This window comes from Maribacter sp. C-4077, from assembly GCF_055378385.1.
Genome location: NZ_AP038807.1, coordinates 1,449,853 through 1,475,835 on the forward strand (window position 1 = coordinate 1,449,853; position 25,983 = coordinate 1,475,835).

27 protein-coding genes are annotated in these 25,983 nt (G+C 42.8%); 14 read left to right on the top strand and 13 right to left on the bottom strand.

Annotated elements, in window-relative coordinates; genetic code table 11:
* Positions 1-2: 2 nt before the first annotated feature.
* Both ACZ41C_RS06275 and ACZ41C_RS06280 read left to right on the top strand, forming a co-directional pair.
* Positions 3-605: a YkgJ family cysteine cluster protein gene (locus ACZ41C_RS06275; RefSeq protein ID WP_464564968.1), complete on the top strand. Its 603-nt coding sequence runs from the start codon at positions 3-5 to the stop codon at positions 603-605.
* Positions 606-746: 141 nt separating this feature from the next.
* Positions 747-1,211, top strand: coding sequence for a hemerythrin domain-containing protein (locus ACZ41C_RS06280; RefSeq protein WP_464564969.1), 465 nt, complete (start codon positions 747-749; stop codon positions 1,209-1,211).
* Between the two features lie 250 nt (positions 1,212-1,461).
* Here the strand turns inward: ACZ41C_RS06280 and ACZ41C_RS06285 are convergent, their stop codons facing one another.
* Positions 1,462-2,376: a nicotinic acid mononucleotide adenyltransferase gene (locus tag ACZ41C_RS06285; RefSeq protein WP_464564970.1), complete on the bottom strand. Its 915-nt coding sequence runs from the start codon at positions 2,374-2,376 to the stop codon at positions 1,462-1,464.
* A gap of 122 nt (positions 2,377-2,498) precedes the next feature.
* Here ACZ41C_RS06285 and ACZ41C_RS06290 point away from each other — a divergent pair, with 122 nt between their 5' ends.
* Positions 2,499-3,500, top strand: a complete 1,002-nt coding sequence (locus ACZ41C_RS06290; protein ID WP_464564971.1) for an NAD(P)H-dependent glycerol-3-phosphate dehydrogenase — start codon at positions 2,499-2,501, stop codon at positions 3,498-3,500.
* Here the strand turns inward: ACZ41C_RS06290 and ACZ41C_RS06295 are convergent.
* From ACZ41C_RS06295 to ACZ41C_RS06310, 4 genes are all read right to left on the bottom strand, one after another.
* Positions 3,497-5,164 carry a glycerol-3-phosphate dehydrogenase/oxidase gene (locus ACZ41C_RS06295; protein ID WP_464564972.1) on the bottom strand — a complete coding sequence of 556 codons (1,668 nt, stop codon included), beginning with the start codon at positions 5,162-5,164 and terminating at the stop codon, positions 3,497-3,499. The two genes, ACZ41C_RS06290 and ACZ41C_RS06295, sit on opposite strands and share 4 nt — an antisense overlap.
* Before the next feature lie 83 nt (positions 5,165-5,247).
* Positions 5,248-6,732, bottom strand: coding sequence for a glycerol kinase GlpK (gene glpK / locus ACZ41C_RS06300; RefSeq protein WP_154917886.1), 1,485 nt, complete (start codon positions 6,730-6,732; stop codon positions 5,248-5,250).
* 100 nt (positions 6,733-6,832) lie between these two features.
* Positions 6,833-7,144: an antibiotic biosynthesis monooxygenase family protein gene (locus ACZ41C_RS06305; RefSeq protein ID WP_138256825.1), complete on the bottom strand. Its 312-nt coding sequence runs from the start codon at positions 7,142-7,144 to the stop codon at positions 6,833-6,835.
* A gap of 93 nt (positions 7,145-7,237) precedes the next feature.
* Positions 7,238-7,594, bottom strand: a complete 357-nt coding sequence (locus ACZ41C_RS06310) for a hypothetical protein (protein ID WP_138256824.1) — start codon at positions 7,592-7,594, stop codon at positions 7,238-7,240.
* An 82-nt stretch (positions 7,595-7,676) separates the two neighbouring features.
* Here ACZ41C_RS06310 and ACZ41C_RS06315 point away from each other — a divergent pair, with 82 nt between their 5' ends.
* From ACZ41C_RS06315 to amaB, 6 genes are all read left to right on the top strand, one after another.
* Positions 7,677-8,171: a CvpA family protein gene (locus tag ACZ41C_RS06315; protein WP_138256823.1), complete on the top strand. Its 495-nt coding sequence runs from the start codon at positions 7,677-7,679 to the stop codon at positions 8,169-8,171.
* Positions 8,172-8,394: 223 nt separating this feature from the next.
* Positions 8,395-8,868 (top strand): CAP domain-containing protein, encoded by a 474-nt coding sequence (locus ACZ41C_RS06320; protein ID WP_240042641.1) that lies wholly within the window; start codon positions 8,395-8,397, stop codon positions 8,866-8,868.
* Between the two features lie 203 nt (positions 8,869-9,071).
* Positions 9,072-9,566 carry a CAP domain-containing protein gene (locus tag ACZ41C_RS06325; protein WP_161595302.1) on the top strand — a complete coding sequence of 165 codons (495 nt, stop codon included), beginning with the start codon at positions 9,072-9,074 and terminating at the stop codon, positions 9,564-9,566.
* Between the two features lie 109 nt (positions 9,567-9,675).
* The gene (locus ACZ41C_RS06330; RefSeq protein ID WP_138256820.1) at positions 9,676-10,218 is read left to right on the top strand and encodes a 3-hydroxyanthranilate 3,4-dioxygenase; all 543 of its coding nucleotides are present in this window, start codon (positions 9,676-9,678) and stop codon (positions 10,216-10,218) included.
* Positions 10,218-10,592: a DUF1304 domain-containing protein gene (locus ACZ41C_RS06335; protein ID WP_464564973.1), complete on the top strand. Its 375-nt coding sequence runs from the start codon at positions 10,218-10,220 to the stop codon at positions 10,590-10,592. Before ACZ41C_RS06330 ends, ACZ41C_RS06335 begins: the two co-directional genes overlap by 1 nt.
* Positions 10,593-10,653: 61 nt before the next feature.
* A complete protein-coding gene (amaB, locus tag ACZ41C_RS06340; protein WP_138256818.1) occupies positions 10,654-12,207 on the top strand; it encodes an L-piperidine-6-carboxylate dehydrogenase in 1,554 nt (517 codons plus the stop codon).
* Between the two features lie 43 nt (positions 12,208-12,250).
* On the opposite strand, the gene ACZ41C_RS06345 is transcribed toward amaB, so the two are convergent.
* Positions 12,251-12,376: a hypothetical protein gene (locus tag ACZ41C_RS06345; RefSeq protein WP_464564974.1), complete on the bottom strand. Its 126-nt coding sequence runs from the start codon at positions 12,374-12,376 to the stop codon at positions 12,251-12,253.
* A gap of 625 nt (positions 12,377-13,001) precedes the next feature.
* Here ACZ41C_RS06345 and ACZ41C_RS06350 point away from each other — a divergent pair.
* Positions 13,002-13,910, top strand: coding sequence for an OmpA family protein (locus ACZ41C_RS06350; RefSeq protein ID WP_464564975.1), 909 nt, complete (start codon positions 13,002-13,004; stop codon positions 13,908-13,910).
* A 28-nt stretch (positions 13,911-13,938) separates the two neighbouring features.
* A complete protein-coding gene (locus ACZ41C_RS06355) occupies positions 13,939-14,493 on the top strand; it encodes a hypothetical protein (protein WP_464564976.1) in 555 nt (184 codons plus the stop codon).
* A gap of 163 nt (positions 14,494-14,656) precedes the next feature.
* Here ACZ41C_RS06355 and ACZ41C_RS06360 read toward each other — a convergent pair whose 3' ends face one another.
* From ACZ41C_RS06360 to ACZ41C_RS06375, 4 genes are all read right to left on the bottom strand, one after another.
* On the bottom strand, positions 14,657-15,655 hold the full coding sequence (locus ACZ41C_RS06360) for an acyl-ACP desaturase (protein ID WP_464564977.1): 999 nt from the start codon (positions 15,653-15,655) through the stop codon (positions 14,657-14,659).
* Positions 15,656-15,712: 57 nt separating this feature from the next.
* Positions 15,713-16,453, bottom strand: coding sequence for a metallophosphoesterase (locus ACZ41C_RS06365; protein WP_138256814.1), 741 nt, complete (start codon positions 16,451-16,453; stop codon positions 15,713-15,715).
* A complete protein-coding gene (locus ACZ41C_RS06370) occupies positions 16,450-17,532 on the bottom strand; it encodes a TFIIB-type zinc ribbon-containing protein (protein WP_464564978.1) in 1,083 nt (360 codons plus the stop codon). Before ACZ41C_RS06370 ends, ACZ41C_RS06365 begins: the two co-directional genes overlap by 4 nt.
* 147 nt (positions 17,533-17,679) lie before the next feature.
* The gene (locus ACZ41C_RS06375; RefSeq protein WP_464564979.1) at positions 17,680-18,816 is read right to left on the bottom strand and encodes an SPFH domain-containing protein; all 1,137 of its coding nucleotides are present in this window, start codon (positions 18,814-18,816) and stop codon (positions 17,680-17,682) included.
* 316 nt (positions 18,817-19,132) lie between these two features.
* On the opposite strand from ACZ41C_RS06375, the gene ACZ41C_RS06380 reads away from it, so the two are divergent.
* The gene (locus tag ACZ41C_RS06380) at positions 19,133-20,077 is read left to right on the top strand and encodes a carbohydrate kinase family protein (RefSeq protein WP_464564980.1); all 945 of its coding nucleotides are present in this window, start codon (positions 19,133-19,135) and stop codon (positions 20,075-20,077) included.
* Between the two features lies 1 nt (position 20,078).
* Positions 20,079-22,019: an alpha-amylase family protein gene (locus ACZ41C_RS06385; RefSeq protein ID WP_464564981.1), complete on the top strand. Its 1,941-nt coding sequence runs from the start codon at positions 20,079-20,081 to the stop codon at positions 22,017-22,019.
* Here the strand turns inward: ACZ41C_RS06385 and ACZ41C_RS06390 are convergent, their stop codons facing one another.
* Genes ACZ41C_RS06390 through ACZ41C_RS06400 form a run of 3 tightly spaced genes read right to left on the bottom strand, consistent with a single transcriptional unit; the run spans position 22,020 to position 24,795 of the window.
* A complete protein-coding gene (locus tag ACZ41C_RS06390) occupies positions 22,020-23,156 on the bottom strand; it encodes a DUF5929 domain-containing protein (RefSeq protein ID WP_464564982.1) in 1,137 nt (378 codons plus the stop codon). It abuts the gene before it with no gap.
* A complete protein-coding gene (locus ACZ41C_RS06395; protein WP_138256808.1) occupies positions 23,153-23,908 on the bottom strand; it encodes an SDR family NAD(P)-dependent oxidoreductase in 756 nt (251 codons plus the stop codon). Before ACZ41C_RS06395 ends, ACZ41C_RS06390 begins: the two co-directional genes overlap by 4 nt.
* An 11-nt stretch (positions 23,909-23,919) precedes the next feature.
* Positions 23,920-24,795 (bottom strand): aldo/keto reductase, encoded by an 876-nt coding sequence (locus ACZ41C_RS06400; protein ID WP_464564983.1) that lies wholly within the window; start codon positions 24,793-24,795, stop codon positions 23,920-23,922.
* Positions 24,796-24,952: 157 nt separating this feature from the next.
* Here ACZ41C_RS06400 and ACZ41C_RS06405 point away from each other — a divergent pair, with 157 nt between their 5' ends.
* A complete protein-coding gene (locus tag ACZ41C_RS06405; protein ID WP_464564984.1) occupies positions 24,953-25,954 on the top strand; it encodes an AAA family ATPase in 1,002 nt (333 codons plus the stop codon).
* Positions 25,955-25,983 lie beyond the last annotated feature (29 nt).

Here is a 25,983-nt window from a genome sequence, read left to right on the forward strand (position 1 = left end):
TAATGACCTTACCGCAAAAAGTGAGCTTGGTGGAAAAGTTGTTCCACCAACTTGATCAGGAAACGGCTGCATTTCAAAATACGACGGGAATCCGGTGTCTTTCCGGTTGTGGCCGATGCTGTACCTACCCAGATATTGAAGCTTCGCCCTTGGAGTTTCTACCATGGGCCTTTCACTTGTTTTTGACCGGCGAGGCCGATAAAATGTTACAAACCCTTCGAGAACTTCAAACAACCATATGTGTAAATTATAAACCACTTTCAATTATAGACCAAGGGCATTGTAAGACCTACCGATATCGCGGACTTATTTGTCGTCTGTTTGGCTATGGCGCCAATACGGACAAATATGGCAAACTGCGCCTTGCCACATGCAAGGTCATCAAAGAAGGACAGGCCGTAAACTTTGCTTCCGCCTCCGAAAAAATAACACAAGGTTTGCCAGTTCCCATCTTTACGGAATACTACATGCAACTCAACCAAATAGATTTCCGTTTGGGTAATATTATAGTGCCAGTCAATAAAGCACTACGCCTGGCCTTGGAAGAAGTATTGCAATACTTTGCCTATAGACCCTTGCCATTGTCCGACAAAGAATGCGTATAAAACGCAATAGAATTAATCTTTGCTTTTATGGAGGCAAGCATAAGGATACTTTTGATTTACCTTGTCTCTATATTAATCGGGACACCAATTTTTTCCTCTTTTTACTTGTGAGCAACGTGGAGTCCCCAAAAAGATTTAGAAATGAACATTTATAAAGCCATCAAGGACGACCATGATATCCAACGGGAATTATGCTCCAAAATACTCAAAACTTCAGGAGATTCTGAGGAAAGAAGGGATATCTGGGAGGAATTGAAGAAGGAATTGGAAGTACATGAAGTCGCGGAAGAGCGATATTTTTATTCTCCATTGATAGATTCCGATAAGATGCAGGAAGATGCCAGGCACGGCATGGCAGAACACCATGAAATGGACGAGCTCATTGAAGAACTGGACGATACCGATATGAGTTCCCCTCATTGGCTGGCCACCATGCAAAAGTTAGCGGATAAGGTAGAGCACCATTTAAAGGATGAAGAAGAGGATTTCTTCAAGAAAGCAAAGGACATATACTCCACAGAAGAAGCGGAGTCCCTCGCCAAAAGTTATGGGGATACTGTATCCCAATATAGAAAATCTTGGCCCGAAGCCATACCGGGAAAATAGAAGGTTAGTTGTTGTTTGTATAGAAAAAACCGCCAGAGGTTTGAATCTTTCTGGCGGTTTTATACCATTTCTAGTTTAGGAATGAACCAAAATTTGCACTGTTAATTATTTCTGTGCCAAAGCCGTGGAAATTATAAATAGCCAGGGTTCTTTGCAATTTTCACAAAGAATGAAGGCATAGGGGAAATAAACAAGTAAATTGGCTCATTTTTAAATTGGAAATGGTATTTAACAACTAACCAACCTAAATCTATTTTGTTCGCTTCCTCACCACATCCATGGTAGGATTGGAGGTCTTTGTTCTTTTCTTGGCGACGGCACCTTTACCCGTCTTTAAATACTGCTGATAGCCCCTGCCCTTAAATTCATAAATGGTTCCGCTATCTGGATGGTATAATTCTATGGTGCCATCATTTATTACATAAAGCTCAAAATAATCGTTTCCAAAGAAGTCATAATCCAAGGTCAAGGTCTTTAGAGTAGGGTCATTGGCCACATCGTACACCTGATAATTCCCTTCATAATGCCACTGCAAACTACCTAATGGAATTCCAGGCGTATCGACGGATGAACGGAAAAAGCTAGGTAGAAACTGTAGAAAATTCTCATCATCAAAATCGTTCAACGCACCTTCCAAACTGGTATAGGATTTTTCCCAAGCATCGTATTCCTGTATTAAGTAATCGATGTTGTCATAAAATAACTGGTCATAATCAAAATTACGAATTTGATAACCTCTAAGTATGTAAGATGTATCCGTTACTGGGCTATAAAACTCTAAGGTACTACTGTTTACGGCATACACCTCCATCAGCCAAAGTCCGTCTACATCATGGTCTATTTCAACCACGCCCCTATAGGTGTCGTAAAAACCGACATCGATTCCAAATCCGTTTCCGGTCTTTCCAAGCCCTACGATATTGTTGTTGGCGTAAAAAGTACCGCGGTCAAAACTTACGGTAAAGGCACGCTGAAGAAAAGGTACTTCCCCGTTCCCTCGCGTTTGATTGATATCCACGTACCAAAGATCATAAGCCTGTAAAACCTGATCCGTATTAAAGGCCGATTCTTCAATATAGGCATCCTCTACAATGACATCCGCATAACAGGAAACCAACAGGGTGGCCATAAATGTATATCCAAAAAGTAATTTTATCGTTCTCATAAGCTTGCCTTTTAATAATACCTTTAAGAAAACAAGCACCGTGCCAAATTGACAAACCCTTTGATATACAGGGTCAAAAGCCTATTTATAATTTGGTAAATTAGCGACGTTAAATTCAGGGTATGAAGAAAGATGTAAAATTTGCGGTATTGGGCGGGGGTAGTTGGGCAACGGCCATCGTAAAGATGCTGACCGCGAATCAGGAAATGGTGGGTTGGTATATGCGGAACTCCGATGCCATTGGCTACCTAAAAATCCAGAAACACAATCCTAACTATCTTACTTCCGTTGAGTTTAAGACGGAACAGTTGTTTTTGACCGATGACATCAATGAAATTGTAAGCTATGCCGATGTGCTCATTTTTGCCATTCCTTCCGCATTTTTGATGCAGGAATTGGAGAAAATTAGCAAGCCCTTAGTGGACAAAATCATTTTTTCCGCCATTAAAGGTATTGTTCCGGAAACCGGTAAAATCGTTGGGGAACATTTCCATGATTCCTATAACATTCCCTTTGATAACATAGGGGTCATTACCGGGCCCTGCCATGCGGAGGAGGTGGCTATGGAACGACTATCCTACTTGACCATTGCCTGTGCCGATGCCAAAAAGGCGAAGTTGGTGGCCAAAAACCTGTCCAGTAACTACATCAAGACAAAGATTACCAAGGATATTATTGGTACGGAGTATGCCGCCATGCTCAAGAACATTTATGCCATTGCGGCCGGAATTGCCCATGGATTGGGCTATGGTGATAACTTTCAAAGTGTGTTGATGAGCAATGCGATTCGGGAAATGAAGCGCTATACCAAACGGATCCACAACATAGATCGAAACATTAACCAATCCGCTTATCTTGGAGATCTATTGGTGACCGGATATTCCACCTTCAGTAGAAACCGAATGTTCGGGAATATGATCGGCAAGGGATATACCGTAAAAAGTGCCCAAATGGAGATGAGCATGGTAGCCGAAGGCTATTACGCCACTAAAAGCGCCTACCAAATAAAGAACGATTTCAAAAAGAAGGTAAAGACTCCCATCATAGATGCGGTGTACGAGGTGCTGTACGAAAACAAAAATGCCAAGAAAGTTTTTGCCGCTTTGACTGATAAGTTGGATTAGGTTCTATTCAAAGAAAAATCTGAATGCTCCTTAATCTCGCTTTCCAAGATTTCCCCCCAGGTATTTAATTGGACATCGTCCGTTTTGAAAATCCTTTTGAATTCCTTAAGCACCGGGTCCATATATTGGGTGATACTCTCTATGTCAAAATAGAGCCTTCCCGTGCGTCTAATGAAGAAATCCATAGGGTTCAATACCATTTCGTTATGGATGCCAAACTCCAACTCGGCCAAAATAAGCTTAGTGGGGTTGTCTTTTTCCGAGCGTTTTTCATACCGTTCCAAAATGGATTCCGTTTGTTCCCCATAATTCGTTACCAAAAACCAGGCGTCGTGTTTTGAAAAACCATCGGGCTTGATACGTTCATATACAGAATCAATATACCTTTTTACGTGCTTGAATTTTTTGAAACTTTCATTTCCGCAGAGCGAAATCTTATCCGTATAGCATTTCTTGGTTTCGGTATTGTGTTCCTGTTTCAGTTTCTCCACAACCCTGTCAACGACGCGTTCCGCCATTTTACGGTAACCCGTCAATTTACCTCCGGCAATACTGATAAGTCCGGTATCGGATACAAATATTTCATCCTTTCTTGAAAGTTCGGAGGCCGATTTCCCTTCCTCGTGGATCAAAGGACGGAGTCCGGCCCAAGAGGACACGATATCGTCCAATTCCAGATTGATGTCCGGGAACATATTGTTCACTGCCGAAATAAGGTAGATGGCATCGGCAATATCCGTATGCACTTTGTCCTTGTTGTCATTATAATTGGTATCCGTAGTACCTACATAAGTTATCTTCCCCCTTGGAATGGCGAACATCATACGACCATCGGGGATATCAAAATAAACGGATTGCTTCACGGGCAATTTCTCGTAGGGAAATACCAAATGGACCCCTTTGGTCAGATGCAATTGCTTACCTTTTTTGGAATTGTTGAGCACCCTGAGGTCGTCTACCCACGGGCCCGCAGCGCTGATTACGTAGTTGGACTTGATTTCAAAATCCGTCCCGCTTACCTCATCCCGTACTTTTACACCGGCCACTTTCTCGTTTTTATACAGAAAATCGGTTACCGTAGCATAGTTCATTGCCCTCGCCCCGAACATAAGGCTGGTCTTGATATTTTCTATGGTGAGCCTGGCATCGTCCGTTCTATATTCGGCATAATAACCAGCCCCATTCAATATCTTTTTGGGCAAAAGGGGCTCCAATTTTAGGGCCTCCTTTTTTTCCAACATTTGCCGTTTGTCATCCCCACTTACTTGGGCCAAAATATCGTAGACCTTTAGTCCTATGGACGTCAACCACTTACCATAAGAGCCATTCTCGATCAAGGGCAAAAGCATCTTTTCCGGTAATACCAAATGGGGTGCCAATTTATGGACGATGGCACGTTCAGACCCCACTTCCTTGACCAGCCAAAAATCGAACTGTTTTAAATATCGTAAACCCCCATGAATCAGTTTGGTTGATTTGCTACTGGTACCTGATGCGAAATCGTTTTTCTCCAACAGGGCCACCTTCAAACCCCTGGAGGCGGCATCCAAGGCTATACCGGCCCCGGTAATCCCTCCTCCGATAATTACCAAATCAAAAGATTCCGTTTTTAACCGTTCAATATATTTCTCACGGTTTAAATTGGAAAACTGTATATGCTGCATAACTTTCTTTCTTCCTTAAAGATACTATGTAAGGCACCCGTATGTACGGCCTTACTTCTTAATTTAATGATAAATTAACAGGCCTATTCCTCTTCCCAAGCCTTGGATCGATCCACGGCCTTTTTCCATTGGGCATATAATCGTCTTCTTTTTGCCCGATCAAATTGAGGTTTGAAGATTCTGTTCATGGGCCTACTCTCATCGATATCGGACTGGGACCAAAGTCCCACCTGAATGCCCGCAAGAAAGGCGGCACCCATAGCAGTGGACTCTATCACTTCGGGGCGATGTACCTCGGTATCCAAAATATCGGCCTGAAACTGCATCAGATAGTTGTTGGCGCAGGCACCACCATCCACCCGTAAGTTCTTCAACTGTAGATCTGAGTCGTCCTCCATGGCCTTTAAAATATCCTTTGTCTGATAGGCAAGTGACTCCAAGGTCGCTTTGGCCAAGTGGGCCTTGCCCGTATCCCTCGTAAGTCCGAAAATCGCACCACGGGCATACATGTCCCAATGAGGTGCTCCAAGGCCGGCAAAGGCCGGTACCACGTACACCGAACTTTCCCCTTCAACAGATTTGGCAAGTGCCTCGGTTTCCTTGGCATCGGATATCAATTCCAAACCGTCACGCAGCCATTGTATGGCAGCCCCTGCAATGAAAATACTCCCCTCCAACGCGTAGTTCACCTTACCGTCCAAACCATAGGCAATGGTGGTCAACAATCCATTTTTGGAAAATTGGGGTTCCTCGCCAGTGTTCATCAGCATAAAACAGCCAGTCCCATAGGTGTTTTTTGCGGTTCCCTTTTTAAAACATCCCTGTCCGAACAAGGCTGCCTGTTGGTCCCCGGCAATCCCCGCTATGGGGATTTTAACTCCGTCAATTTCAAAATCCCCAAAATGGAATGCCGAGGGTTTTACTTCAGGCAACATGCTTTTTGGAATATTCATGGCACTTAATAGCCGATCGTCCCATTGTAGATTTACAATATCATACAAGAGGGTTCTTGATGCGTTGGTATAGTCCGTGAAATGGTTTTTGGTCGTGGTCATATTCCAGACCAGCCAGGAGTCGATTGTGCCGAACAACAGATCACCATTTTCCGCTTTCTTTTTGGCACCTTCCACATTGTCCAAAATCCATTTGACTTTGGTCCCCGAAAAATAAGAATCTATGACCAAGCCCGTAGTTTTTCTTACATGTTCGGTAAGTCCTTCTTTTTTTAGATGTTCGCAAATACCTGCCGTTCTTTTGTCCTGCCAAACTATGGCATTGTAAACGGGTTTGCCGGTATTTTTGTCCCATACCACGGCAGTTTCACGTTGGTTGGTTATACCGATGGCCTTCACATCGCCCAAATCGACCTTATTATTGGAAATCAGCTCCTTTAAAACGCCCAACTGGGTTTCCAGAATTTCAATGGCATCGTGCTCCACCCAGCCCGATTTAGGAAAAATCTGTTTGAACTCTTTCTGAACCATCCCCTGGATCCTCCCTTGCTCATCTACCAACAACGCACGAGAACTCGTCGTTCCCTGATCTAACGATATTATATATGCTCCCATAAAATCAATTGAATTTAATTATGGCCTCTACGGCATGTTTGGAGAAAGATACTAGGATTTGGCCAGTTTTCAAAGGAAGGTAAAAGAGCGGTTTCTTTCACTAGACGGATTTCTCCCAAGAATATTCGCGTTCCACCTTACAAATTCGAACCGTGTAGTTTTGGTACCAGTCTTTTATTCCTTTGGATTGAGCAAGTACGTGTTCAGAATTTTTTCTCCAATTGGTAATGGCCTCCAGACTTTCCCAGTAGCTAACGGTTATGCCAATTTCCTCCCTAGCACTCTCTATGCCCAAATATCCGGGTTGGGTCTTGGCCAGGTCTTCCATGGTTTTTGCCATTTCAGAATAACCATGATCCCCTTCCGTGCGGATGGAAGTAAAGATAACGGCGTAATAGCTGGGTTTTTTCACATGTCTTAAATGGGGTTAAAAGATTAATTTTAACCATTTACTGTTGTACAGGTATTTAACATAAAATAACAAATCCCTCGATGAGGGTTTCATTTAGTGGATAAATTCCTTCTCCAAAAAATAATCGACAATAGCTTCCTTCATCAAAACGGCCTGTTCCCCGGCTTTTAAGGGAGGAAGACTCTCCTTGATCTTGTAATGGGGCCATCCGTCGTCATCAAAAAAATCAAATTCGTAATATCCATAGGGCTCCAATAACCTGCAGATGGCGATATGCATCAAATCTAGTTTATCATCCTTCTTATACTTTCTGTGATATTGCCCCAGCTCCTGTACACCTACAAGGTAAATGATGGCATCCAGTTCCAATGGGTCTCCATCAGAAAATCTATTGGACAATTTCTGTACCAATAGTTCCCATCGTTCCTTCAACAAAGTGTCCCTGGCCATATTATTTTTTATAAGATTCCTCTTGTAAATCAAAGTCATAAAGGTACTAATCTAAAGTTTTATATTTGTTCAAATTGCTGAAATGAATTTTTTGGACATTGTATTGGGTCTATTGCTTTTATGGGGTCTTTGGAAAGGTCTCAGCAATGGACTTTTATTAGAGATTGCCGCTATTCTGGCCCTTATTGCCGGTATTTATGGAGCTATCCATTTTTCGTATATCGCAGGTGATTATTTATCCCAAAGGATGGACTGGGATGAAAAGTTCATCAATATCGCATCCTTGATCATCACCTTTATCATCATCGTGCTGGTCGTGCATGTGCTAGGAAAAATTCTGACTAAAATCGTCGATATAGCCATGTTGGGCATCTTGAATAAACTGGCAGGAGCCCTTTTTGGTATACTAAAAGTAGCCGTAATCTTAGGAGCGCTTCTGGTTTTCATAGAGCGACTTAACGGCAATTTTGAATTGCCTAGCCAAGAAATGAAGACCAATTCCGTTCTGTACGTCCCTTTAATAGAGATTGGTACCTTCCTTTTTGATAATGTACTGCAAAGTAACATGACTGAATAACTCCCCTTTATCGACCAAAAACAACATACTCCCGACCAAATACATTTTCTCCCAAATTCTAGGCATTTGGTCGAAAAACAGATAGATTTTAACATGACCGAAATCTATTTTATTTAATATTACATTGTTGATTTCCCCAATCAACACGAGAACAGAACCCCTATCTTACTTTCCTACAAAGCTATCCTGAACGGCCTGCTTACAAAGAGAACACTATATGAAAATGAGATTGCTATTAGCTATCCCAGTGATGTTTGTTTTGCTTTTTTCGTGTACGGCAGAGCCATTACAGGACGACACCATCATTGCAGTAGCTGAAAACAACGTAATCCTGGAGCAGGAGGTTCTGGCCGTTGTCAACGACCATAGGGCCTCGTTGGGCCTTAACCAACTCGAGTTCAGCGAAATCGCCTACAAGTATGCGAACAAGCACACGGACTACATGATTTCAAAAGGAAGCTTAAGCCATGACAATTTTAGCGCCAGGGCATCCAGTATTAACTCTGAAATAACCGTAAAGATGGTCGCCGAAAATGTGGCCAAGGAATATGATACGGCCATGGAAGCATTTGAGGGATGGTATCAAAGTAGCAGCCATAAAAAAACTATGGAGGGCGAATTTAGCCATACGGCGGTCAGTGTTAAAAGGAATGCCGAAGGTGATTACTACTACACACAGCTTTTCTACCAGGAATAGCTGCCTTCCAAAATCCTATAAACACGATACATTGACCAGTAAAGGCTATGTATGATCGGCAAAAAGAACATGTAATTGGTCGATAATCGTCGATTCTTCAAACTTTGTCGTATAATCGAATTTGTTGTTCAGCATACAGAGAAAATAAGGTTTTAGGATTCCTTTGAGGATACCTTTGTCCCATGGAATACAAAACCCCCGGAATGAGAACAATAACAAAAATATGCTATGTATTGGTCCTTGTGGCATTTCAATCCTGTTCAAAAGACGCATATGTAGAAATGGAAGAACAAAGCAATTTAAGCATATCCGTCGCCTCAAATATTCAAACGGCACAGGAAAACGAGCTGTTTGATTTGGTGAACGAACACAGATTATCGCTAGGTCTCAACGAACTTCAGTTTGAAAGTGTTTCCTACTATTATGCCAAGGAGCACACAAGGTATATGATCGATAAAGGACAGACAAGCCATGCGCACTTTGGACAAAGGGCCAAGAGCATATCGGATAAAACGGGGGCAAGCGATGTTTCTGAAAATGTGGCCAAGGATTATGACTCGGTAATGGAAGCATTTGAGGCTTGGTTGGACAGCCCAAACCATAGAAAAAATTTGGAAGGGGATTACACCCATTCCGCTTTGAGTATCCTCCCTGACGAAGAAGGGGAGCTATACTTCACACAAATTTTTGTTAGATAAGGTTATTATTGATTTGATTTTGCCATGGAACCCTTGCACGTGCGAGGGTTTTTTTATGCCTACCACGATTAAGTAAGACACTTTTTTTACCTTTAGAAAAATAATGATCATGGGTATAAAACCTCCTTTTAACCTTAATCAATGGATCGAGGAAAATAGACAAAACTTAAAACCCCCGGTGGGCAATAAAAATCTTTACAAGGATGCAGGTGATTACATTGTCATGGTAGTGGCGGGCCCAAATGCCAGAAAGGATTACCACTACAATGAAACCGAGGAGCTTTTTTATCAGTTAGAAGGACATATTGAAGTCCATATACAGGAGGATGGTCAGAAAAAGACCATGAAACTAGGTCCTGGCGACATGTATCTACATCCGGCCAAGATTCCACATTCGCCTGTTAGGCTTGAAGATTCCATTGGACTTGTTATAGAACGAAAACGGGCGGATATGAACGTTGATGACGGTTTATTGTGGTTTTGTGATAATTGTAACCATAAACTCTATGAAGCCTATTTTACCTTGCATGACATAGAGAAAGACTTTTTGGCCCACTTTAAGCATTTCTATAGTTCCGAAGCGTTAAGAACCTGTGATAAGTGCGGTACCGTAATGCCCGTGGATGAACGATTTATGGCCAAGGAAGAGTAATGGTATTGGTTGCCCAAATAATCACCTTTCTAGTGGCGCTTTTGCACTGTTACTTTCTTTGGCTGGAAATGTTCGCTTGGACTACCAAGGCCAGAAACGTCTTCAGGAATTTTCCTTCGGATTTGTTCGAACCCACAAAAAGTATGGCGGCCAATCAGGGTTTGTACAATGGCTTCTTGGCCGCAGGCCTTTTTTGGTCCTTGGTCATTGCCTCTCCTATTTGGTCCGTCAATGTCGCTCTCTTCTTTTTGGCCTGTGTGCTAATCGCCGGGCTATATGGGGCCCTCACCGTTTCCAAAAAGATATTTTATGTTCAGGGACTTCCGGCCTTGTTGGGAATTATCGTATGGTGCCTGGTGAAGTTTGGTTTGTAAAGAGCAAACTATTCTTTGTACTTTTGTTTAAATATAACAATAGAGGTTAAAAAAGTTATAAATGTCAGAAATAGCGAAACAATTTGGTATAGACGATGCCCTAACTGCCCTAGGCATCAAAGAGATTAACAACGGCTCATCCACGGGTGTGGAAAATTTTGCTTCAGGAAGTGAAATAGCATCTTATTCACCTGTTGACGGGTCATTGATAGCCAAGGTTACTTCAACATCCAAAGAGGACTATGAAAAGGTCATGGAAAAGGCAACGGAGGCGTTTAAATTTTGGAGAAAAATGCCCGCACCGCAGCGTGGGGAAATTGTACGTCAATTTGGCAACAGACTTCGGGAATTGAAGGAGCCCCTTGGAAAACTGGTATCCTATGAAATGGGCAAGAGCTACCAAGAAGGCTTGGGTGAAGTTCAGGAGATGATAGACATCTGTGATTTTGCGGTGGGACTTTCCAGACAGCTTCACGGTCTTACAATGCATTCGGAAAGGCCTGGCCATAGAATGTACGAACAGTACCATGCGCTAGGGGTCGTAGGTATTATTTCGGCCTTCAATTTTCCTGTGGCAGTTTGGTCTTGGAACACGGCACTGGCGTGGGTATGTGGCGATGTGTGCGTATGGAAACCATCGGAAAAAACACCTTTATGCGGGATTGCCTGTCAGAATATTGCCGCTTCGGTCTTTAAGGAGAATAAGCTCCCAGAAGGTATTTCCTGTCTCATCAACGGGGATTATAAAGTGGGCGAGTTGATGACACAGGACCAAAGAATACCCTTGGTTTCGGCAACGGGGTCCATCCGAATGGGAAAAATAGTGGCACAAGCTGTCGCTGCCAGATTGGGTAAATCCCTCTTGGAATTGGGTGGAAACAATGCTATTATCGTAACACCCGATGCCGATATCAAGATGACGGTAATAGGGGCTGTTTTTGGGGCCGTAGGTACCGCCGGTCAGCGCTGTACCTCCACACGAAGACTGATTATCCATGAATCCATATATGACACCGTAAAAGATGCCTTGGTCTCCGCGTACAAACAATTGCGCATAGGCAACCCCTTGGATGAAAACAACCATGTAGGTCCACTTATCGATACGGATGCCGTGGCCCTTTATTCCAAAGCCTTGGACAAGGTGGTGCAAGAAGGTGGCAAGGTCATTGTGGAAGGTGGCGTTCTTGAAGGCAAAGGCTACGAAAGTGGTTGTTATGTAAGGCCGGCCATCGCAGAGGCGAAGAACGATTTTGAAATCGTGCAACATGAAACGTTCGCGCCCGTACTATATTTACTGAAATATAACGGGGATGTTGAAAACGCGATAGCACTACAGAATGGTGTCGTTCAAGGCCTTTCGTCGGCCATAATGACCAATAATTTACGGGAAGCGGAGAAATTCCTGTCCGTTGCAGGAAGTGATTGCGGTATCGCCAACGTAAATATTGGAACCTCCGGTGCCGAAATTGGTGGCGCCTTTGGTGGGGAAAAAGAAACTGGGGGCGGCAGGGAAAGCGGTTCCGATGCCTGGAAAATCTACATGAGAAGACAGACCAATACCATTAATTACACCACGGAACTACCGCTAGCCCAAGGCATAAAATTTGATTTGTAGATCATTCCACTACAATAACAGCGGCCTACGATTTTGAACAATTTTAGGCCGCTTTTTGGTTATGGCCATTTGATGACCAACTGCCTTGAAGTATGGTCTGAATACCCAATATTACGAACATACACAGGAATTCAAGAACTTCAATCATTCCCTTTTTTAACCTTTTCATGTGTTTAAAATAAAGTTAATAGCTTGATAATTAAATACTTTATGTAGTATGGGTATTTAACTTATCATTATCAATCCCTCGATGAGGGTTTCATTTTTTTGTTTTATAGATTCTCATAGGTCAATATAATTCGCCCTACCGATGACTATCAGGACATCTTGGTCAGTATCAGGACTTGTTATGGCTCATTTCATACTGTTCTATTTATTCATCTTAAAATAATGGATTTAGCCCTGGATAGGAAGGAGCATTGTATCATTGGAATTATATCGTGTATGATTCGAAAGTCAGACCACAATTCAGATAAAAAAAGCCCCAAAACTATTAAAAGAATGGGGCCTTTTACTTAAACCAACTAACTCAAATATTGAAACTGACTATTACAATGCCAAAACCTTGTTGGGAGTAATAGCGACCATATTATTTGTACTTGTAAGTTCTTGAAAAAAGATTTTTGGTGAAAACCGATTTATACCAATGTATACCCCAAGTGTACAAATGGGAAAAATACCTGTGTAAATGGAAATCCGCTTATTGTTGATTACTAGGCATTAAGGATTAAAAAACCCATAAAAATTAAGATTTTTTTAATACATTGGTACCAAACACTAAACTATCATGAACTATGAGTAAAACGACAACCAACCTATTGTTGATGTTGATTACCATTATTGCCGGCACCTATTTCTATATTAATCATTGCAATGAATGTGGGACCACAGCAGTAGAGGAACCGCCTATTGAAACGGCTATTCCAAAAGAAGTGGCATCAACATCCTATCCTTTTGCCTTTAGCGACGGCAATTTTTCCTATGAAATCAACGACAATTACAATTTCAATGTTTCCTCACCAAGTATTTTGATGCCGTTGGCCAATGGGATTGGAACGGGAATTGGCCAGTTGCAGAATTATTTTTCTGAGAATACCGGTAAGGTCATCAATGTGATTGGCTATTATTCGAGTGAAGAGGAGAACAACACGGCATATCCTAATTTAGGCCTGGCCAGGGCTAATGCAGTTAAAAACCATTTGGTGGACCAAGGTATTCGATCAGTACATATCAATACCCAAAGTGAATTGAGGGGTGAAATGGTTCCCAAAGACGGCATTTATTATGGGCCTGTCGCCTATACTATAGACATGAAATCTGAGACGGCTGATGAAGAACTTTCGGCCTTATTCGATAAAATCAATGCCGATCCCTTGATCCTGTATTTCAATACAGCCGAAGCCTCCATCAGCCTGGATGCGGAACAGCGTCAAAAAGTAGCCGATATTTCCAGGTACATCGATAAAGTACCCGAAGCCACCGTAAGCATTACCGGACATACCGATAATACCGGATTGGCCGCGACCAACATGAAACTTGGACTGGACCGGGCCAATTTTGCGAAAGACTATTTGATTGATAATGGCATATCGGCAGAAAAAATAAGGACCTTTTCCAAAGGACAAACGGAACCCATTGCCGATAATTCCACCGAAGAAGGAAAGGCCAAAAACCGAAGAACGGTAGTAACCCTAAACAAATAAACTAACTAACTATTAATACTTTATAAAAATGAATTTTGAAACTATGAATATCTGGTGCTGGCTCATACCTTTGTTGGTAGGCGCAATCTGTGGAATATTGGGATACCTAATTGGGAAATCCGGAAATACAACTATAGATAATTCCGCTGAGATAAAAATCCTTGAGGATAAAAATGCCAAGCTAAGATCCGAACTCGACGCATGTAATAAAAAAGCTGCTTCGGCCACCAATTTAGGGGCCTCTGCCGCCTCCTTCGCTGCAGGTGCCGCGTTAGCTTCCATACCTTTTGATGCCGATGCTGCCAGAGCGATTTTTGGGAAACAGATCAAACAGGATGACCTCAAAGTGGTGGAAGGAATAGGGCCCAAAATTGAGGGCATGTTCAAGGACGCGGGCATTAAAACATGGAAGGCCCTCTCCGAAGCGTCCGTGGCGGATTGTCAAAAAGTATTGGACGCTGGCGGAAAACGCTATCAGGTACATGACCCGGCTTCTTGGCCCATGCAAGCTAAGATGTGCTATGAAGGTAAGTGGAAGGAGCTATTCAAGTGGCAGGAAGAGCATAAACATGGTAAATTATAATGACCAAACCAACCTAACGAAAAACCCCAACCGAATCGGTTGGGGTTTTTTAATTGGCACCGCCAAAGGGCTTAATACTCAGAGGCTTTCCTCGAAATTTAAATGTCGTTTCCTACGAATGATTCGTGGGCTTGCCCCTCGGTAGTTTACTTTTTATTATCCATTATAAAGCTCCATTTGCCTCTACCCACTTAAAGTGGTATTGGTCCTGAGGAAATTTCATGCGTTCCGCAATACGCTCCAAACGGGCAGGTAGGCTTATAAGATAGTCCCTTGCCTTTTCGGCCTCTTCATTTAGGGAACGAACCGATTCCAATTCCCAAAATGCGTTTAATTTTCTGAGGATATCCACGTAATCCTGGGCCGTATAAACACCCAAACGCTGTGCACAATTGGAAAAGTTCTCGAACGCCGTACCAACAGTTCCTCCGGATTCCCTTAAAAAATGGGCGGGCATTACTATTTTTTTCTTCATCATATCAGCAAAAGCCAACATCATTCCAGAGGGGTCCTCGCCAAAAATCGCCTTCACAAATTCCCTGTAGGCCAAATGATGCCGCATCTCATCCCCTGCAATAATGGTACACATCTTTCCCAATAAGGCATTTCCCTGCTTTTTGGCCATTTGCCCAACTCGCTTGTGGGAAATATTGGTGGCCAATTCCTGAAAGGATGTATACACAAAGTTCTTGTACGGATCCCTATCCGTCCCAATGTCAAAGCCATCGGTCAATAGATGCTGTGTGGTGATTTCTATTTCCCGCATATTTACCCTTCCGGATAAATACAAGTATTTATTCAGTACATCGCCATGTCTATTTTCCTCTCCCGTCCATGCGCGCACCCATTTGGCCCAGCCATTGGTCTTAAAATCCCCATGTTGGTCAATGCCCACTACGTCCATCAACCAAGATTCATAGGTAGGCAGTGCTTCCTCCGTAATCGTATCTGCCACCATGGTTACCCAAAAGTCATATCCCAATTCCTTCGATTCCTCCCTAATCTCCTTGACTTTCTCCAAGAATCCTTCTTCTTCGGAATCAGGCAAAAAATCACTGGGTTGCCATATCTTTTCAATAGGAACTAGAAAAGTGTCCATAAAACCAGCGACTTTAGGCTCCAATGCCTGCATTACTTCCAATCGAATATTTTTCTTCGCCATGTTTTATTTTTTATCAAATTTCGTCAATAATATAATGATTTACCGTTAAAATCAAATTCATTTTCCGTTTCGACCCTTTTCGCCCGGATAATAGGTATGGACAGGATCGCTCTGCCAAAATTCCTTTGTATGGATATCCAGCGCTGTCAACGGTCCTTTGAAGGCGGCGCCTGTATCTATATTCCAAACATTTGCTCCATTCTGAGGTGTGGTCTTGCCCATTCTGGTCACAGGCGTATGACCGATATAAATTTCCTCATAATGAACGAGCCTTTGCGGGTAACGCTCGTGATTTTTGTCCAAATCAGGATTCAGGGAAAGGGCTAATTCCCATAGGGTCCGGTCCCAATAAAAAGATTTGGTAAAGTATTCATGGTCGATACCCTTTAAGTGGGTAAAGCCTGCATGAAGAAAAAGTTTGTTGTCCTCGTTTAAATGATAGTTCTCCAAACTTTCGTAGAACGAAATATGTGTTTTTTTGGTCCGGTCATCCGCTTTGGCATAAGACTCCGCAGTAGCCCTACCCCCGTGCATGAACCAGGTTGGGTTATCCCTTCCCTCCGTAAGCCATTCATAACAGAGTTCGTCATGATTTCCTCGGAGAAAAATGCAGTTATGTGTTTTTCTTAATTCTAATAAAAAATCAACGGTAGCGACGGCATCGCTCCACGCATCTATATAATCGCCCAAAAAAATCAAGGTGTCTTTCCGAGTGACCTTTGCCCTGACCAATAAATCCTTTAACGCCCTTAATCCAGAATGGATATCCCCAATAACGAGGGTTCTTTGTAATGTCATTTTGCAAAAATCGCAAATACTGCAATCAACACAAGGATAAAGAGCACTAAAAAGAAAATTTTCCAAAAGGAATACGGCCTGCTTCCACTCACCGTGCCGGTTTGCCCATTGATATAAAAATTGTACTCGGTACCTGAATAACGATATGAACTGATGTAAATAGGTAATAATACATGTTTGAAAGTTTCTTTCGAAAGCTTGATATCCGCATGGGCAATGCGTTGTGTATCCCCTCCAATATCCCTTCTAATCCAATTATAGGCGATGTTCTTGGCTTCTTGAAAGGATTGATGGTGTCCTTCCTTGAGGGATACCGAATATTTTTCGGTTACAAATCCCGATAAATACTTGCTATTGAAAACGACCAGGTCCTTCAAGTTCCAAAAGGCTACTTTTTGGGGAATATCCTTTCTTTTCCGTTGGGATGCATTGATCAGTATATCGTCCACAAAACCATTCACCGTACCCGAAGCATAGGTCCAGCGGGTCTTTCGTACCTGACGCGTCCGCTTTCCCTTATCGCTATTATAGGTCTGGGTCTCATAGTAATAATCGCCCCGTTGACCTTGGTAGGAGGCATATAGGTTGGCATCAAAGGTCCAGTAAGGGACATATAATCCATGCAAGCCTTCCGGGTCGAGTGCCGCCCTTTTGAGTTTGTTGGGCGCAAACCAAAGACTACCCACCCATGTCTTAAAGATACTTCGGGCCTTTTTTGCGTCCAGTTGAAAGGGAACCAAGGCACCTGGGGTAATCCACCCTTCCACTTCAACATCTTCCCTAATCAAGGGTTCCCCACAATAGACACAGTCAAGCGATTTATAATTTTCCTCTACATGCTGGTTGGCCCCACAATTTTTGCAATGAAGCAGTTCAATGGTTTCAGTGTAGGCATTTTCCCCAACAACTTTTAGGTAATGGGCCAATTCCAGTTCCTCAAAACTGCTTTTCGATTGTTCAATGAACTCCTCATAACCACAATATTCACAGGTAAGCTGGTGGGAACCCGGCTTAAATTTCAGTTCCGCACCACAGTTGGCGCATGCCTTTTTGAGTTCTGACTGCCGAATATCTTCCATAGAAATTGTTTCACTAAAACTTTTAAGTGAAACCTTTATTGAAGGGTTTATTAATACAATCAATATACCTCTATCAAGGTATATATCAATAATGAATCATTTGTTTGGAATTATATGGCAACAAGCATTTCCTGTTTTTCTACCATATTATGCCGATGGTAAAGGCGGTGGCGTGTTTCCTCCTAAAAACGATTTGAGCTCCTCTATTTCCTTTAACGAAGCCCAATTGTCCATGCCCAGCTTCCAAATAAGGGTGTCCTTATTGATAGTCCTACTAGCAAAAAGTTCCTTTAACCTGTCAAAGGTAACCGGCCCGGCCTGTTGCCCGTTTACCGCATAATAATAGGTTGTTTGGGCAGGGATCGGTGGGGGTCCGGAAGGTGCCTGTTGTACCTGGCCTCCCATAGGCTGCCCCATGTTCTGACCCATCATGTTACCCATTTGTTGTGCCAATACAAAGCCCATTCCCATACCCATACCGGCACCGGCCGTTCCGCCTTCGTTCTTCGCTGCCGCTTCAATAGCCTTAGCGGCCTTGAACTGCGAAAGTTTGGCCATATCCAACTTATCCAATCGGCTGTATTCAAAAATTTCCTTTTTAAGTTCTTCCGGCATGGAAACATTCTCAATATAGAATCTTTCCAACTCAATTCCCACCCTATTGAATTCAGGCTGCATGACCTCTTGGCATGTTTCGGAAAGTTCGCTGGTATTCGCGGCATAGAGTTCTATGGGAAGATTGGCCTCACCAACGGTATCCGTAAAGCGGGTAACAATAAGGCTTTTTAGGTGTTCGTTCACCTCATAATTGGTAAAATTGCCATCGGTTCCCACAACGTCCACCACGAACTTACCGGGGTCGTTAATTCGAAAACTATAGGTTCCAAAAGCCCTGATTTCAACCAGGCCAAAACGGTCATCACTGAGCATGAAGGGATTTTTGGTGCCCCATTTTTCATCGGTGAACAATCGGGTATTTACGAAATAAACCTCGGCCTTGAAAGGGCTATCAAACCCATATTTCCATCCTTTTAGGGTGGTCAAAATGGGTAGGTTTTTAGTATTCAGCGTATATGTGCCCGGAGTAAAGACATCGGCCAACTGGCCCTCGTTGACAAATACCGCTGTCTGTCCCTCCCTAACGATCAACTGGGCATTGTTTTTTATTTCATTCTGATAGCGTTCAAATCTATGGACAATGGTGTCGTTACCAGTATCCAACCATTCCACAATATCTATGAACTCATGGCTCAGTTTCTTTTTTATCTCATCGAATAGTCCCATTTTCTTAGGTTTTTAATTGCTGTAAAAAGGTAGGGATTAAATGGAATCCCCGCAAAAAATAGTATCCTTCTAACCAGTGATTCCCCAGAAAAAATCGGTTTTATTTGGAGAACAAACCTTCCATATTCAATTATTCACAACAAAATTTACTTGAAGCTATTTTTTCTGATTACCTTAGAAATTCAAATTTCCAAACCACGATGACGTTTTGTAATAGTAGCGGACGGGAATATTTGAAGTGCGAACTATGAAAAGGCCCTCGGTTAAAAGGAATTTAATGCTTTGTGCAATGAACGTCCATCAATACAATGAATAAATGAAGAAAGTATTTTGCATCGGTGAACTACTCATAGATTTTGTGGCCGAAAACCAAGGCAAAAACTTATCGGTAGCCAAGGAATTTACAAAAAAGGCGGGCGGTGCCCCGGCCAATGTGGCCTGTGCCATAAGCAAATTGGAAGGCAAAAGTGTATTCGTAGGTTGTGTGGGGGATGATCCCTTTGGGGATTTCTTGTTGAACATCCTGGAAGAGAACAAAGTGGATACCTCCATGGCCCAGAAATCCGAAGTCTTTACCACCTTGGCCTTTGTATCCATCGATGAGGATGGTGAGCGCGATTTTGTTTTTAGCCGCGGTGCGGACAAGGAGTTGAAATACGACTCTTCCCTAAAAAAGGAATTCAAGAACAACATGGTCCATTTTGGGGCGGCTACGGCCATGCTGGGCGGTAATTTGGAAGAAGCCTATAGCCGCTATTTTTTTGATGCCCTTACCAAAGACTCCTTCATAAGTTTTGACCCCAATTACAGGGTAGACCTTTGGAAGAACAAAGAGGAGGCCTTTATTAAAAAATGCATGCCCTTTATACAAAAATCACATCTGGGGAAATTCAGTCTGGAAGAGGCACGGTTACTATCGGGGAAAAGGGACATGGACGAAGCCTGCGCCTTCCTCCATGATACTGGGGTGGCCATCATCGTTGTGACCTTGGGAAAGGAAGGCACTTTATTGAGCACCAATCACTTTAGAAAAACAATCCCAAGCATTGAAGTGACCCCTGTGGACACGACCGGAGCAGGGGATGCCTTTATAGGTTGTATGTTGAAACAGATTGCGGAACACGATAGTTTGGAGACCTTACTGGAAAGTGAGGAAGAACTTACCCAAATAGTGTCCAAGGCCAACAAGGCCGGCGCCATTACAACGACGAATTTTGGCGCGATAGAATCCTTGCCAACCCAAAAACAATTAGATTTTTAGAATGAACCAGGCTGCCTTGCACCAATTATTGGCCTCCAAAAAGGTACTTGGAAGGGCCAAGAAAACACCCACCGAATTATTCCAACAAAGGTTCCATACCAACCTAACTTACATTAAGGACTTATTTTTTGCGCTTTATCCAGCGTCTGATACCTCATATTTCTCCAAAAAGCTCCCCACAAAATTGGATCTGCTCTTTAAAGAACGCCCTGATGCGTTGAAAAAACAGGACTTGGAGCGATTGCAGGAGGGTAATTGGTACCAAAGCGAGAAACTCGTGGGCATGCAATTGTATGTGGATCGTTTTAGCAAGGACCTAAAGGGCTTACAGGACAGGTTGCCCTATTTCCAGGATTTGGGGGTAAACTTTCTCCATTTAATGCCAATAACAACTCGGCCCAAGGGAGAGAACGATGGAGGCTATGCCGTAAATAGTTATCATGAAATAGACCCAAGATATGGTACCCGGGAAGACTTTATGGAACTTTCCCAAAAAGCCCGTGAAAAGAATATCTTCTTGATGTTGGACTTTGTGGTCAACCATACTTCTGATGAATTTGAATGGGCCAAGAAAGCCAAAAAGGGGCATAAAAAATATCAGGATTATTATTACACTTTTGACGACAGGACTATTCCCGATGAGTACGAAAAAAACTTACCGGAAATCTTTCCGGAATCGGCTCCCGGTAACTTTACCTATATCCCGGAGATGGAAAAATGGGTAATGACCGTTTTCAATAAGTATCAATGGGACCTCAACTATAGAAACCCGGAAGTTTTTTTGGAAATGCTGGGGAATCTCATGGCCCTTGCGAACATGGGAGTGGATGTCATACGATTTGATGCCCTGGCCTTTTTATGGAAAAAACTGGGGACCATTTCCCAGAACCTTCCCGAAGCACACACCCTGATCTCACTCTTTAGAATGTGCCTACAGGTAATCGCTCCCGGAGTCATTCTTTTGGCAGAAGCCATTGTTGCACCGCGCAATATCCTAAAATACTTCGGTGAGAACCAGTTTGAAGGAAACGAGTGTGAAATAGCTTACAATGCTTCCTTAATGGCACTTTTATGGAACTCCATCGCAACCAAGAAAAGTTCCTTGATGATCCGTAGCCTAAATGGAGTACCCAATAAGCCCATTGATTGTACTTGGATCAATTACATCCGTTGCCATGATGATATTGGATTGGGCTATGACGACGATTTTGTACGTGAAATGGGTTGGGAACCGTTTCCCCACAAACAGTTTATCCTCAATTACTATTGTGGCAGGTTGGAGTGGTCGCCCGCAAAAGGCCTTATGTTCATGTATAACCCAAAAAATGGGGACGGGCGTATCACGGGAAGTGCCGCATCGCTCTTGGGTCTGGAATCCGCCCTTGAACAAAAAAACGAAATAAGCGTCTCCTATGCCGTGGATAAAATTATAATGATGCATGGCATCATTTTGTCGTTTGGCGGCATTCCGCTGATTTATGCCGGAGACGAAATCGCGACCTTGAACGACTATTCGTTCCTGGAGGATGAAGATTTCAAAAACGATAGCCGATGGGTCAATAGACCTAAACAGGATTGGGAGGTCGTCAAAAAACTTGATACGTCCAATGGACCTGCCAGTGTTGTTTACAAAACATTACGAAAAATGATCGCTATACGTAAGGACCAAGAAGTCTTTGCGGACCATAATAATACCGTCATCCATGACACCCCCAATCCTCACATTTTTGTTTTTGAACGAAAAGATGCAGGAAAATCGATTTGGGTATTTTCAAACTTTGACGAAGTTTCACAGTCCCTGGATGTTGCTTGGCTGCTTTCAAATGGTATTCTTACCGGGGAGGCATCTATAGACCTGCTTACAGGAAATCCAATGACCCTTAACGGGAACAAGGACTTTTATTTAAAGCCCTTTGGCCATTATTGGATAACGAACGTTTAATTAATTGTATTTCACCTTTCTCAGGATTCTCAAAGCCTCCTTTAAGGAAGTATACGTTTTTGGGTACTTGTTTTTTACCAAGTTCTTGGCCAGGTCCATTTGATCACGGGCTTCCTCAAAACCGTTCAAATAACAAATTAGGAAAGTATCGGCCAAATAATTAAGGTCTTCATTTTCCATGGAATTCAGGGGCGTGTCGTTCTTGATCTTTGAAATCAGGGACTTGCTGCTGTTATAGACATGGAACAGGGTTTTTTTATCATATTGAGGCGGTTCGAACAATAATTTCGACTCGATTTTATAGGTGCCGTTATCATTAAAACGAATAACCACCTTTTCCAAGGGATAATATTTTTGTTTGGAACCCAATCCTAAATGCACATACTCCATGGTGGAGAATGAATTGTCGTCATAATCGATGGTTACTTCATCCAAATCCGAATAAAACAACTTTACCTGCTCGTTGATCAATTCGATATCCACCCTGTAATAATAGGTTTGGCCTTTTACCACTTTTGTATTTCCTGCCCAACAGACCACAAATTGCTCCTTAAAAACTTTATAGTCACTTTCCAGGTCCTTGTGCCGATTGTTCAAAAAATCGATGACCCCGTCCAAGGTGAGTTCTATGTTGTTTCTGGCATGTTGTTCTATGGTTTCAACGGTTTTGGAATTTATGTCCTTTAGTTCTACGCCATAGGCTTTGGGCAAACTTATGCTGCCCTCCCTAAAAAACACGGAACCCCCGTAATACTTCCATATATTCTTGCGCAGGGCACATACCTTCCCTATGGACCTGATGGTCACCAGACCAACAACCTTTCCCTCCTTTAAATGGGGAAAGGGAATGTTCTCATAGGAAATAATGGGCGGGTTTTCTAGGTAGGCGTTTACTAAGTTTTGAATCTTGCTATCATCGAAAAAATCTACCCCCACAATGGTGTTATCCTCATCCTCGACACCAACAACAATGAAAGAATTATTTTTTGGATTGCTGTTTGCCAAGGCGCAAACATGCTTCAGGAATTTGGCCTTTCCCTCCTTTTCCCCAATGGCAATAAAACGCTTTTTGTCGTAAAAACTATTTTCATCATTGTGGGCGAGCAAGTTTTTTACAAGTAGGCGTTTATTGATCATACCTGCTTATTGACTATGGTGGAAGATGCCTGGGCAGTAGGCATTACCACGAGATCTGCAATATTTACGTGATAGGGTCTTGTTACCACAAAGTGAATAATATCGGCGATGTCTTCAGGAGTTAAAGGCTGGAAACCTTTGTAGACATTGTGCGCACGTTCTTCGTCGCCCTTGAACCTAACATTGCTGAATTCGGTTTCTACTAGTCCGGGATTTACGGCTCCTACTCGAATACCGTATTGGTTCAAGTCGATGCGCATTCCCTGATTAATGGCATCTACCGCATGCTTGCTGGCACAATAGACATTTCCTTTGGGATACACTTCCTTACCGGCCGTAGAACCTATATTGATAATATGACCTTCTTTTCTCTCGATCATTTGCGGTAAAATGGCCTTGGAAACATAAAGGAGGCCCTTCACGTTGATATCCATCATGGCATCCCAATCGTCCAAAGAGCCTTCCTCAATGGGGTCCAGGCCATGGGCGTTTCCCGCGTTGTTGATTAGAATATCAATTTTTGAAAAAGCATCGGGCAGGGACGCTACCGCATTTTTCACGGATTCCTTATCCCTTACATCAAAACAGAGTGTGTGCACTTTCACCTTCCTCGAAAGTTCTTCCTGAAGGCTTTTTAGCCGATTATCGCGCCTTCCACAAAGGATCAGATTTATACCGTTATTCGCAAAATACGTTGCCGTTGCCTTTCCAATGCCACTGGTCGCCCCAGTAATAAATGCTGTTTTTCCCATTATATTTAATTTTATGCTACTTCACTGCCATTGCTCGCTTCCATTAAAAGAAACCAATCCTCCAATTCCATTTGGATTTCCAAGGCCTTGATCGCCAGAGCAAGTCGGACTTCGTTGGCCGTTCCTACCACGGGGCGGATGCCTGCCGGATGTCGTAATACCCAGGCAAGCAACAATTGGTCTTCAGTGGCATTATATTTTGGCGCCAATTGGTCGATTATCTTTTGGATGCGCTTGGTACGGTCAGATGATTTTCTGAAATACGTGCCCAACGGACTCCATGCCATGGCCATACGGCCGTTAATGATACAATCAACAAGGGTGCCGTTATCCATAACATCGTTGCTGGTAAGGGAGCATTCCACTTGATTCCCTTCAACCTTCACTTTGGTTTCCAATAATTTTATTTGTGATGGGCTAAAATTGGAAACCCCAAATTGCTTGATTTTTCCCTCCTGTTTTAGTTTGGATATGGCAAGTGAAATCTCCTCCGGATCCATAAGGGGACTCGGTCGATGCAACAAAAGTAGGTCCAGATACTCTGTGTTCAGTTTCCGTAAGGACTGCTCCACGGACCAAATTATATATTCACTGTCGTAATTATAGTGCTTTACCTTGTTGTTCCTGGATTCAACCTTGAACTGGATTCCGCATTTACTGATAAATTGAACGTTTTCCCTTTGTATGCCGCTTTTTGAAAAGGCCGCGCCAAAATCCGCCTCGGTGGTGTAATCGCCATAGATATCCGCATGATCAAATGTGGTAATACCAAGATCCACGCAATGGTTCATCAAGCGTACCATTTCGTCGGTTGTAAGCCTTTTCCCCCATTTGCCCCAGGTCATGGTACCTGCAATAATTTTGGAATATTCCGTAGTGCTGTTCATAAAGAAGTTAAATTAAAAAGAAATACCATAAATACTTCACAAAAATAGGGCCTTCTACCATTTTTTAACCAATCGTTAACAGCTACTCAACCAATTAATTTTCAATTTGCACAACTGTTAAATTTTTAGCTAAATTTCGCGAAATAGTATCTGATACATGAAAGAAAATACAACTGTAGGCATAAGTGCGGTCAATGAGAAAATAGCACAGGAAAGCGCATTTATTGATTTACTTGTTCTTGAAATGAACAAAGTCATCGTTGGTCAGAAACACATGGTTGAGCGCCTTCTGATTGGCCTGTTGGGGCAGGGGCATATCCTTTTGGAAGGTGTTCCCGGTCTGGCAAAGACTTTGGCAATCAACACCTTGGCCAAGGCAGTAAAGGGAAGTTTTAGTAGGATACAGTTTACCCCGGATCTACTTCCCGCAGACGTTGTGGGTACACTCATCTACAATATAAAAGAGAACGATTTCTCCATAAAAAAAGGTCCCATTTTTGCCAATTTTGTCTTGGCCGATGAGATCAACAGGGCTCCCGCAAAGGTACAGTCGGCCTTATTGGAGGCCATGCAGGAAAAACAGGTGACCATAGGTGACGAAACCTTTATTCTGGACAAACCTTTTCTGGTTATGGCCACGCAAAACCCGGTTGAACAGGAAGGGACCTATCCCTTACCCGAAGCACAGGTAGACCGTTTTATGTTGAAAACAGTTATCGACTACCCTAAAATGAACGAGGAACAGTTGATCATGCGCCAGAATCTTTTAGGTGGATTTGAAAGCGTAAAGCCCGTGGTTTCCTTAAATCAGATCTTGAGTGCACAAAAGACGGTTAGGGAAGTATACATGGACGAAAAAATTGAAAAATACATTCTCGATATCATTTTCGCTACCCGTTACCCTGAAAAATATAACCTTGAAAAATTAAAACCCCTAATCAGTTTCGGTGCCTCTCCCAGGGGAAGTATCAACTTAGGCGTAGCGGCAAAATGTTATGCCTTTATCAAACGAAGGGGCTATGTTGTTCCGGAAGATGTTAGGGCCGTAGTCCACGATGTTCTAAGACATAGAATAGGCATTACCTATGAGGCGGAGGCCGAAAACATTACTTCTGAGGAAATCATCAACAAAATCGTAAACGAGATAGAAGTACCTTAAAAGTGGGCGGTTGGCAGATGCGGTTGGCA

What these genes read in the sequence shown, in the direction of transcription:
- ACZ41C_RS06360 (WP_464564977.1), bottom strand. Translation starts at nt 15,655, where the DNA reads ATGGCGAAGAAAAATATTCGATTGGAAGTAATGCAGGCATTGGAGCCT.
- ACZ41C_RS06375 (WP_464564979.1), bottom strand. Translation starts at nt 18,816, where the DNA reads ATGGGACTATTCGATGAGATAAAAAAGAAACTGAGCCATGAGTTCATA.
- ACZ41C_RS06395 (WP_138256808.1), bottom strand. Translation starts at nt 23,908, where the DNA reads ATGGGAAAAACAGCATTTATTACTGGGGCGACCAGTGGCATTGGAAAG.
- ACZ41C_RS06325 (WP_161595302.1), top strand. Translation starts at nt 9,072, where the DNA reads ATGAGAACAATAACAAAAATATGCTATGTATTGGTCCTTGTGGCATTT.
- ACZ41C_RS06400 (WP_464564983.1), bottom strand. Translation starts at nt 24,795, where the DNA reads ATGAACAGCACTACGGAATATTCCAAAATTATTGCAGGTACCATGACC.
- ACZ41C_RS06310 (WP_138256824.1), bottom strand. Translation starts at nt 7,594, where the DNA reads ATGGCCAGGGACACTTTGTTGAAGGAACGATGGGAACTATTGGTACAG.
- ACZ41C_RS06280 (WP_464564969.1), top strand. Translation starts at nt 747, where the DNA reads ATGAACATTTATAAAGCCATCAAGGACGACCATGATATCCAACGGGAA.
- ACZ41C_RS06365 (WP_138256814.1), bottom strand. Translation starts at nt 16,453, where the DNA reads ATGACATTACAAAGAACCCTCGTTATTGGGGATATCCATTCTGGATTA.
- ACZ41C_RS06285 (WP_464564970.1), bottom strand. Translation starts at nt 2,376, where the DNA reads ATGAGAACGATAAAATTACTTTTTGGATATACATTTATGGCCACCCTG.
- ACZ41C_RS06350 (WP_464564975.1), top strand. Translation starts at nt 13,002, where the DNA reads ATGAGTAAAACGACAACCAACCTATTGTTGATGTTGATTACCATTATT.
- ACZ41C_RS06295 (WP_464564972.1), bottom strand. Translation starts at nt 5,164, where the DNA reads ATGCAGCATATACAGTTTTCCAATTTAAACCGTGAGAAATATATTGAA.
- ACZ41C_RS06275 (WP_464564968.1), top strand. Translation starts at nt 3, where the DNA reads ATGACCTTACCGCAAAAAGTGAGCTTGGTGGAAAAGTTGTTCCACCAA.
- glpK (WP_154917886.1), bottom strand. Translation starts at nt 6,732, where the DNA reads ATGGGAGCATATATAATATCGTTAGATCAGGGAACGACGAGTTCTCGT.
- ACZ41C_RS06385 (WP_464564981.1), top strand. Translation starts at nt 20,079, where the DNA reads ATGAACCAGGCTGCCTTGCACCAATTATTGGCCTCCAAAAAGGTACTT.
- ACZ41C_RS06320 (WP_240042641.1), top strand. Translation starts at nt 8,395, where the DNA reads ATGAGATTGCTATTAGCTATCCCAGTGATGTTTGTTTTGCTTTTTTCG.
- ACZ41C_RS06370 (WP_464564978.1), bottom strand. Translation starts at nt 17,532, where the DNA reads ATGGAAGATATTCGGCAGTCAGAACTCAAAAAGGCATGCGCCAACTGT.
- ACZ41C_RS06335 (WP_464564973.1), top strand. Translation starts at nt 10,218, where the DNA reads ATGGTATTGGTTGCCCAAATAATCACCTTTCTAGTGGCGCTTTTGCAC.
- ACZ41C_RS06290 (WP_464564971.1), top strand. Translation starts at nt 2,499, where the DNA reads ATGAAGAAAGATGTAAAATTTGCGGTATTGGGCGGGGGTAGTTGGGCA.
- ACZ41C_RS06330 (WP_138256820.1), top strand. Translation starts at nt 9,676, where the DNA reads ATGGGTATAAAACCTCCTTTTAACCTTAATCAATGGATCGAGGAAAAT.
- ACZ41C_RS06405 (WP_464564984.1), top strand. Translation starts at nt 24,953, where the DNA reads ATGAAAGAAAATACAACTGTAGGCATAAGTGCGGTCAATGAGAAAATA.
- ACZ41C_RS06390 (WP_464564982.1), bottom strand. Translation starts at nt 23,156, where the DNA reads ATGATCAATAAACGCCTACTTGTAAAAAACTTGCTCGCCCACAATGAT.
- ACZ41C_RS06355 (WP_464564976.1), top strand. Translation starts at nt 13,939, where the DNA reads ATGAATTTTGAAACTATGAATATCTGGTGCTGGCTCATACCTTTGTTG.
- ACZ41C_RS06315 (WP_138256823.1), top strand. Translation starts at nt 7,677, where the DNA reads ATGAATTTTTTGGACATTGTATTGGGTCTATTGCTTTTATGGGGTCTT.
- amaB (WP_138256818.1), top strand. Translation starts at nt 10,654, where the DNA reads ATGTCAGAAATAGCGAAACAATTTGGTATAGACGATGCCCTAACTGCC.
- ACZ41C_RS06380 (WP_464564980.1), top strand. Translation starts at nt 19,133, where the DNA reads ATGAAGAAAGTATTTTGCATCGGTGAACTACTCATAGATTTTGTGGCC.
- ACZ41C_RS06345 (WP_464564974.1), bottom strand. Translation starts at nt 12,376, where the DNA reads ATGAAAAGGTTAAAAAAGGGAATGATTGAAGTTCTTGAATTCCTGTGT.